Source organism: Klebsiella sp. MS 92-3 (assembly GCF_000195655.1).
In the GTDB taxonomy this organism is placed as follows: domain Bacteria; phylum Pseudomonadota; class Gammaproteobacteria; order Enterobacterales; family Enterobacteriaceae; genus Klebsiella; species Klebsiella pneumoniae.
Map to the genome: position 1 here is coordinate 9,092 of NZ_GL882814.1, position 6,104 is coordinate 15,195.

The following is a 6,104-nucleotide window of genomic DNA, read 5'->3' on the forward strand; positions in this document are numbered from 1 at the left end:
CCGTCTTCGAGGGTAGCACTGGCTACCCTTTTTTTTCCAGGAGTCATGTATGTCAATAGACTGGAACTGGGGGATATTCCTGCAACAGGCCCCCTTCGGCAACACTACCTACCTGGGCTGGCTGTGGAGCGGTTTTCAAATCACCGTCGCCCTCTCCATCTCGGCCTGGATCATCGCTTTTCTCGTCGGCTCACTGTTCGGCATTTTACGCACGGTACCCAATCGCTTCCTCTCGGGCATTGGCACCTGCTATGTCGAACTGTTTCGCAACGTGCCGCTGATCGTGCAGTTCTTTACCTGGTACCTGGTGGTGCCGGAGTTCCTGCCGGAAAATATCGGCATGTGGTTTAAATCGGAGCTGGACCCAAACATTCAATTCTTTGTCTCCTCCATGCTGTGCCTGGGGCTGTTTACCGCCGCTCGCGTCTGCGAGCAGGTACGCGCCGCCATCCAGTCGCTGCCGCGCGGGCAGAAGAACGCCGGCCTGGCGATGGGCCTGACCCTGCCGCAAACCTACCGCTACGTGCTGCTGCCGAACGCCTACCGCGTTATTGTGCCGCCGATGACCTCGGAGATGATGAACCTGGTGAAAAACTCGGCCATCGCCTCCACCATCGGTCTGGCCGATATGGCCGCGCAGGCGGGCAAACTGCTGGACTACTCCGCTCATGCCTGGGAGTCTTTTACCGCCATCACCCTGGCCTATGTTTTCATCAACGCGGTGATTATGCTGATTATGTATGTGGTCGAGCGTAAGGTTCGCCTGCCTGGCAATATGGGAGGCAAATAATGTACGATTTTGACTGGAGTTCGATCGTTCCTTCCATGCCCTATCTGCTGGCAGGGCTGGTGATCACCCTGAAGATTACGGTGATCGCCATCGTGGTCGGCATCGTCTGGGGCACCCTGCTGGCGGTTATGCGCCTGTCCAGCTTTCTGCCGCTGGCCTGGTTTGCTAAATCCTACGTCAACGTATTCCGCTCAATCCCACTGGTGATGGTCCTGCTGTGGTTCTACCTGATTGTCCCGGGCTTCCTGCAGAACGTGCTGGGACTGTCGCCGAAAACGGATATTCGCCTGATCTCGGCGATGGTGGCGTTTTCGATGTTCGAAGCCGCCTACTATTCAGAGATTATCCGCGCCGGCATTCAGAGCATCTCCCGCGGCCAGTCCAGCGCCGCGCTGGCGTTGGGGATGACCCACTGGCAGTCAATGCGGCTGGTGATCCTGCCGCAGGCCTTCCGCGCCATGGTGCCGCTGCTGCTAACCCAGGGGATCGTCCTGTTCCAGGATACCTCGCTGGTGTATGTATTGAGTCTCGCCGACTTCTTCCGTACCGCCTCCACCATTGGCGAGCGTGACGGAACCCAGGTCGAAATGATCCTGTTCGCGGGCGGCGTCTATTTTGTGATTAGCCTCAGCGCCTCGCTGTTGGTCAGCTGGTTGAAGAAAAGGACTGTGTAATGATTACCCTGAAAAACGTTTCAAAATGGTATGGTCACTTTCAGGTGCTGACCGATTGCTCCACGGAAGTGAAAAAAGGCGAAGTCGTGGTGGTCTGCGGACCGTCAGGCTCCGGTAAATCCACGCTGATTAAGACTGTGAACGGCCTTGAGCCGGTACAGCAGGGGCAGATTATTGTCGATGGCACCGTGGTTAACGATAAAAAGACCAACCTGGCTAAACTGCGCTCGCACGTCGGCATGGTGTTTCAGCATTTTGAACTGTTCCCGCATCTGTCGATTATCGACAACCTGACGCTGGCGCAGGTCAAAGTGCTTAACCGCGATAAATCCTCAGCGCGCAAGAAAGGCCTCAAGTTGCTGGAGCGCGTTGGCCTGGCGGCGCATGCGGAAAAATACCCGGCGCAACTCTCCGGCGGCCAGCAGCAGCGCGTGGCCATTGCCCGTGCCCTGTGTATGGACCCAATCGCCATGCTGTTTGATGAGCCCACCTCAGCGCTTGACCCGGAGATGATTAACGAGGTGCTGGACGTTATGGTCGAACTGGCCAACGAGGGGATGACCATGATGGTCGTGACCCATGAGATGGGCTTTGCCCGCAAGGTGGCGAACCGGGTGATCTTTATGGATGAAGGGAAGATTGTCGAGGATGCCGATAAAGAGGCCTTCTTTGCCAATCCGCAATCCGAGCGTGCCAAAGATTTCCTCGCCAAAATACTTCATTAATGGTTTTTCTCTGCGCATACCGCCCGGTATGCGCAGTTAATCTTTTCCGCCATATTATTCGCCAATGTTATTTATGCGGCAGATTATCGCTACTATCATTTACGTACCCAATAAACCTGGGCGATAAAAGCTGAACTTATTTATTAAATCGATCAATTCATAAAGAATTCAATAATGAATTCGTGGACCGGCATTGCCACCGCCGCTAGCATATAACGCCTTGTAACAGGTTCGTCGCACGATTATTTTATTAATTGAATATAATATTCTTGCCTGACCTCGCCTGCGCCGAAATAAAGACCATCAATATTCTCTGCCGCTCGCAGAATAATGGATGCGCCACCAAACCAATGAAACAAATGGATATTGCTTCATGTTAATTCGATCTCGCACGCTCACCGGGCTGCTGTTTATCACGCTGGCGGGCACCTCAGCCGCCGGGGCCGCGCCATTGGCCTCTTCTACTCACCAGACGGAGCAGGATAAAGCCCGCCAGGAGGCGCTGGCGCCGCAGCAACAGGATTTTCAGTCTTCACAACAGCGCGTGGCGCCGCAGGGGATCCCTTTTCCTGAGGAAACGCATTGCAAATTGATCAACCGGGTCGATATCGACTCCGATAACCAGGCGCTCACCCGGAAATTACTGGCGAAAACCGCGCGGCAGGCGCAGGGACGCTGTCTGGGTAGCGAAGGCATTCGCCTGCTGGCCTATACCTTGCAAAATGAGCTGATCGCGCAAGGCTACATCACCTCGCTGATTGATGTGCCCTCCCAGTCGCTGGAGCACGGCATACTCAGGTTCACGCTGCACTATGGCAAAGTGGGCGCTATCGACTATGCCAACGGCTCGGACACCACCCGCCTGTGGAATTCCCTGCCCACCTCTTCCGGTACTATCCTGCGCTTAAGCGACCTTGAGCAAGGGATGGCCAACCTGCAGCGTCTGCCCGGCGCCACCGCGCACATGAAACTGCTGCCGGGCCAGCACGAGGGAGAAAGCGATATCCAGATCGCCCGCAGCCTGGCGAAAAAATGGCAGCTTGGCGCCTGGCTTGACGACGCCGGCAGCAAAGCCAGCGGACGCTACCAGGCCGGCGGGGCCCTCTATCTCTATGACCTGACCACCCTCAACGATATCCTGTACCTTTCCGGCGGGGGCGATATTGAATTCAATCAGCATAACGACGGCAACCACAACGGCAGCCTGTATTACTCCATTCCCTTTGGCTACTGGACACTAAGCGCCTACGGGGCATACAGCCAGTATCGTCAGCAGTTTAACGGCAACTGGTCGACGATGGATTATAAGAGTAAAAATCGCTACTACAGCGCCACGCTGAGTCGTCTGCTCTCCCACACCCGGCAGCAAAAAACCACCGCTGACCTGCGGATCGCCAAGAGCACCTCGCATTATTACTTCGGCGGCAGTGAGCTACTGGTGATGCGCAAGCAGAACCCCTCATGGGAATTCATCCTCAACCACCAGCACTACTTTAACAAAAAGATTGTTGATGCCAGCATCGGCATCCAGCGCAGCCTGCCGTGGCTCAGCTCGACAGCAACGCCGGAAGAGCAGGCCGGGCTGTATAGCCCGCTGTCGCGGATTGTGCATGGTAATCTGCAGGCAATGATGAAATTTGACGCCACCGGCGACAAATTTACCTGGGCTCCCCGCCTCAGCGCCCAGTTCAGCCCGGACAAACTCGCTTCCGATAATAAATTCAATATTGGCAGCCGCTGGAGCGTGCGCGGTTTTGACGGTGAAAACAGCCTGTCCGGCAATCAGGGATGGTACTGGCGCAACGATTTTATCTGGGATCTGGCCACCCACGAGCGGCAATTCTATTTGGGCGCGGATATAGGCCGTCTTATCGGCGCCGATCTATATCAAAAAGGCAAAGTGCTCTCCGGCGCCGTCAGCGGGCTGCGCGGTCAGCTATGGTCAACGCAGTACGATCTGTTTATTAGTACCCCGCTGAGTAAACCGGATAAGTTTCATAGCGACGCCCTGAATATGGGCTTTTCATTACAGTGGAGGTATTAATTCGCACATTATTGACTCGTCATATTTACATTATTTATTAATCATTATTTAAAGGAATAAAGAAAATGTTTAAGTTTAAGGCTTCTTATGTCGCACTGGCGGCAGTATTAACCTCGTCGGTAGTTTATGCCGACCCCACAAGCTATACGCACTCTTCCGGCGCCACGGTTATCGATATTGAAAAGCCGAACGCCGCCGGTGTCTCCCATAACCTGTACCGCGACTTCAACGTCGGCACCAATGGCACCATCCTTAATAACAGCGGCGATGATGTCAGCCACAGCACATTTGGCAATATCGCCCGCAACAATAATCTGACCGACGGCAGCGCTTCGGTGATTTTGAACGAGGTGACCTCCAAAAACGCCAGTAGCCTGAAGGGCTTTATCGAAGTCAACGGTCAGAAAGCGGATGTGGTAATCGCCAACCCGAACGGCATCACCTGTTCCGGCTGTAGCTTTGTTAATACCAACAAGGCTATCCTGACCACCGGCAAGGTTAATATGACCGACGATGGCGCCATCGGCAGCTATACCGTAACGGGAGGCACCCTCACCATCGGCGAAAATGGCATGAACGCCGCCAACGGCTACGCGGTTCTGCTCGCCGACGCGATTAAGATTAACGGTAAAGTGCAGGCCAACAACGCCCTGGTCAGCGCGGGCAACTTCACCATGGATAACAGCTCTGGCTCGGTGACCTCCGCCGGTAAAAAGGCCACCCTGATCCAGATGACGGTTAACCCGCAGTACAGCATCGACGTCAGCAGCCTTGGCGGCATTGAGGCCAACAGCATCAGCATGGTTGGCAATAATATCGGCTTTGGCGTACGTAATAAGGGTTCTATTATCTCCAACGGCACGCTGATGCTCACCAGCAACGGTAATTTGCTGAACAAAGGGTCAATAACGGGCAAAGGTTTGCTGAGCCAGGTTTCCACCGTCACGGGCATCACCAATGACGGTAGCATCGCCGGCGCCTATTATTTAATGCTCTCCAGTGGCGATTATATCGTTAACACCGGTTCTCTCTCCGGCGGCCAGCTGATTGCCACCGCTAACGGCAACATCACCAACGGCGACTCAGGCACGATGACCGGCACCAGTGGATTAAGCCTGACCAGCGGCGGGAAAATCCGCAACGAAGAAAAAGCCTCCCTGCTGTCAAATAACCAGATTGCCGCCACGGCAATCGGTGATTTCCTCAATGAAGGCAAAATCAGCGCCAAACACACCAGCCTGACGTTTGTCGGCGACAGCTTTAAAAACACCGGCAATATTAACTCTACTGGCCAAACCACCATTCAGTCGCTTACACAGGACGGCAGCGCCAATACGGGCGAGATCTATAACCTCGGCAATATCACCGGCGAAAATATCAATCTGCAGACCAATGGAACGCTGGCGCAAAGCAGCAGTGGTCGTATTGAGGCAACCAACGCCATTACCGCCCACAGCTACTGGCTGAACCAAAATGGTTATATGAATGCCGCCGATATCACCACCGATCACGGCGTAGTGAATAATTATGGCAATATTACTGCCAAAAATATTTCAATCACGACCTACTCAGATATCACCAACGAAGGGCAGATCAGCAGCACCGGCGACCTGACCTTAAATACCAAAAATAAAGGCGCGATCTACAATTATTCAACCCTCAGCGCGGGCGGCAACATGACGTTAACCGCCACCAAAGTGGTCAATGGTGGTAAAAGTTGCGGCATCCTGGGCCTGGCGAAATGCGGAGTCGGGACGTTAACTGCTGACAAGCTGGTACTGAACTCATCGCAGAAATATGTTAGCGACATGGGTGGAAAACAGTATTTCAAGAGCACCGAAGTCAACACGGTGAAATAAGACAAACCACCC

At 54.1% G+C, this 6,104-nt stretch carries 5 protein-coding genes; all 5 read left to right on the plus strand.

Annotated elements, in window-relative coordinates:
- Nucleotides 1-49 precede the first annotated feature (49 nt).
- A complete protein-coding gene (locus HMPREF9538_RS13230; protein ID WP_002894709.1) occupies nt 50-790 on the plus strand; it encodes an amino acid ABC transporter permease in 741 nt (246 codons plus the stop codon).
- Nucleotides 790-1,464, plus strand: coding sequence for a glutamate/aspartate ABC transporter permease GltK (gene gltK, locus HMPREF9538_RS13225; protein ID WP_002894707.1), 675 nt, complete (start codon nt 790-792; stop codon nt 1,462-1,464). The genes HMPREF9538_RS13230 and gltK overlap by 1 nt, the downstream gene beginning before the upstream one ends.
- Nucleotides 1,464-2,189: an amino acid ABC transporter ATP-binding protein gene (locus HMPREF9538_RS13220; protein ID WP_009485183.1), complete on the plus strand. Its 726-nt coding sequence runs from the start codon at nt 1,464-1,466 to the stop codon at nt 2,187-2,189. Before gltK ends, HMPREF9538_RS13220 begins: the two co-directional genes overlap by 1 nt.
- Before the next feature lie 373 nt (nt 2,190-2,562).
- Nucleotides 2,563-4,233 (plus strand): ShlB/FhaC/HecB family hemolysin secretion/activation protein, encoded by a 1,671-nt coding sequence (locus HMPREF9538_RS13215; RefSeq protein WP_009485185.1) that lies wholly within the window; start codon nt 2,563-2,565, stop codon nt 4,231-4,233.
- A 65-nt stretch (nt 4,234-4,298) separates the two neighbouring features.
- Nucleotides 4,299-6,092, plus strand: a complete 1,794-nt coding sequence (locus HMPREF9538_RS13210; RefSeq protein WP_009485186.1) for a filamentous hemagglutinin N-terminal domain-containing protein — start codon at nt 4,299-4,301, stop codon at nt 6,090-6,092.
- Nucleotides 6,093-6,104: the final 12 nt, after the last annotated feature.